This window comes from Mesorhizobium sp. M0136 (genome assembly GCF_040322515.1).
Classification (GTDB): domain Bacteria; phylum Pseudomonadota; class Alphaproteobacteria; order Rhizobiales; family Rhizobiaceae; genus Mesorhizobium.
In genome coordinates this window covers 1-2,586 of the sequence record NZ_JAMYTP010000061.1, presented here as the reverse complement: position 1 = coordinate 2,586, position 2,586 = coordinate 1, and the positions used below count along the sequence as shown (strand labels likewise).

Genomic DNA, 2,586 nt, shown 5'->3' with positions numbered 1-2,586 from the left:
GCCATCACCCGTTCATTGTGCCCATGTCGGGGACGAACTGGAAGTTCATTATCGCTGGCATCCATATTTTGGCCGAAAGGTCAGCGTGCGGCGTGTGGAGCAGCGGGTGACTGGCCAGTTTCTCAGGGTGCAATATCCATCAGGCATTGTCGTATCGATTCCAGGCTGGATGGTGGATTCGGTCGCTTGCGCGGGCATGACATTTGGTCCGCCACAGGTTGATCTCACGGCTTTGTCTGATCTGAAGAGGCTGGTCATGCCGGTCGCTGTTCCCACAAACTTCCTGAGCGAGAATGGAATCGCACGGGAGAAAGTCGATGAAACAGCACAACGTGCCTGCACCGACCTCGGACAGGCAGATGAGCCTGATATTCGAGCCCCACAGGCTGGAGGGGATGAGCAAAGTGGAGCGGGCGAAGGCCTTGCTGACGCTCGCCCAAATCCTCATGCAGGCCACCGGTCTGATCGTCGAGGAGCTCGATGATGACCAGCACTGATCTGATCCCAACTGCGCTCTTGAAGCGCAAGGCTGTCGTCTATGTGCGCCAGTCGACGCAGTCCCAGGTCATGACCAACCTGGAGAGCCAGCGGCGGCAATATGACCTGGTCGACATTGCGCGACAGCGCGGCTTCGCCGATATCGAAGTCATCGACGACGATCTCGGCCGATCAGCAAGCGGAACAGTGGCGCGCCCCGGCTTCGATCGGCTGGTTGCATGGTTGTGTGCGGGCAAGATCGGCGCCGTATTGTGCCTGGACGCATCGAGGCTCGCACGCAATGGGCGGGACTGGCATCATCTGCTCGAGTTGTGTGGACTTGTCGAAGCCCGCGTCATCGACCACGATGGCGTCTACAACCCCTGCCTGCCTAATGATCGTCTGCTCTTGGGCATGAAGGGAAGCATCAGCGAGTTCGAACTGGGCGTGCTGAAGGCACGGATGCTCGAGGCCGCCAGGTCGAAGGCGCGACGGGGGGAGCTGCGCCTGTCAGTACCGTTCGGGTACATCTGGCATCGCGAAGCCGGGCTTGGGCTCGACCCAGATATACGGCTACAGGAGGTAATCCGGCTCATCTTCGCGCGCTTCCGTGAACTCGGCAGCGCGCGCCAGGTGTTGTTGTCGATAGCGGCAGATCAAATCCACTTCCCGCGGCCTTCTGATGAGGGCCGCATGACCAGCTTCGTCTGGCTGCCGATCCGTTATCGCAATGTCATCGCCGTTCTCAAAAACCCATTTTACGCAGGTGTTTACGTCTATGGCAAAAGCGAAAAGCGAACCTCCATTGTCGACGGACGAGCCCGGCGAAGCTACGGGCATGGCAAGCCTGTCGGAACCTGGGAGGTGATGATCAAGGGTCATCACGAGGGTTATATCGGCTGGGATGAGTACGAGCGAAACCAGAAGCAGCTGGCACTCAACAACTACGGTCGCGCCGGCGGCGTAAAATCGGGCCGCGGCGGGAAAGCGCTGCTGTCAGGCATCATGACGTGTGCACGGTGCGGGCGGCGACTGAGCGTTTCCTATACCGGAAATCCGCAAAGTCGACCTGTCTATCGCTGCGACAAGCCCAACCTGATGATGGGCTTGCCCAGGTGCATGACCTTCGGCGGCCCACGGGTTGACGCGGCTGTTGCGCGTGAGCTGTTGCGAGCGGTAGAACCCTTGGCGATCGAGGCCGCGTTCGAGGCGGAGCGGATGCACCGGGAACGACAAGATGATCAACGCCAGATCCTCGATCTGGAACTTCAGCAGGCCCGTTACGAGGCCAATCTCGCTGAGCGCCGTTACGCGGCCTGTGATCCTGACAATCGCCTGATAGCTGCGCAGCTGGAGAAAAGCTGGGAGACCACACTGCGCCGCTTGCGGGAGCTTGAAACCCGCCAGCCTACTGGCAGGCCACCGGCCATTGAGGTCGATCCCAGTGCCTTCGCCAATATGGCAGAAAACCTGTCAGCAGCCTGGAATGGACCTGATGTGACGATGCGTGCGCGCCAGCAGCTGCTACGAACCTTGATCGCCGACATCATCGTCGATGTCGACGACGCGGTACGGGACGTCGTGCTCATGATCCATTGGCGGGGCGGCCAGCACTCAGAACTGCGGGTTCGCAAGCCTCAAGCTGGCGAGCACGGTTGCGCGACGACCGAAGACGCTTTGGCGGTGATGCGCAGCATGGCCGGTCGCTGGTCTGACGAGCATATCGCCGCCTCGCTCAATCGAATGGGATTACCCACCGGACAGGGAAAAACGTGGACGGCGCACCGCGTCTCTTCCGTTCGGCGCGTGCGAGGAATCCATGCCTATCGATCCGCTGAAAAAGACGGTGAATGGCTCACGATGACCGAAGCAGCAAAGGCCTTAGGCGTCACAAACCACGCGATACGGCGCCTTATCAAAACCCGCGTTCTTCCTGCTGCACAGGTTGTTCCTGGCGCACCCTATCAAATCCGTGCCGACGACTTGGCGTCGGGCTCGATCAAAACGGCGGTGGCCCGAAAAGGTCGCCCGTGTCGCGTTGCCGACATGGACACGCTTCCAATGTTTACAGATACTTGACGAGGGAGTGCATAATGACTCACGCATCGC

General features: G+C 59.9%; 2 protein-coding genes. Both read left to right on the top strand.

Annotated features, from left to right (window positions below; translation table 11 throughout):
* Window positions 1–317: 317 nt before the first annotated feature.
* Window positions 318–497 carry a hypothetical protein gene (locus NKJ35_RS30725; protein ID WP_352651372.1) on the top strand — a complete coding sequence of 60 codons (180 nt, stop codon included), beginning with the start codon at window positions 318–320 and terminating at the stop codon, window positions 495–497.
* Window positions 484–2,556, top strand: coding sequence for a recombinase family protein (locus NKJ35_RS30720; protein ID WP_352651370.1), 2,073 nt, complete (start codon window positions 484–486; stop codon window positions 2,554–2,556). Before NKJ35_RS30725 ends, NKJ35_RS30720 begins: the two co-directional genes overlap by 14 nt.
* Window positions 2,557–2,586 lie beyond the last annotated feature (30 nt).

Excerpts from the sequence above, each read along its gene's own strand:
- NKJ35_RS30725 (WP_352651372.1), top strand. The coding sequence starts at position 318 with ATGAAACAGCACAACGTGCCTGCACCGACCTCGGACAGGCAGATGAGC.
- NKJ35_RS30720 (WP_352651370.1), top strand. The coding sequence starts at position 484 with ATGACCAGCACTGATCTGATCCCAACTGCGCTCTTGAAGCGCAAGGCT.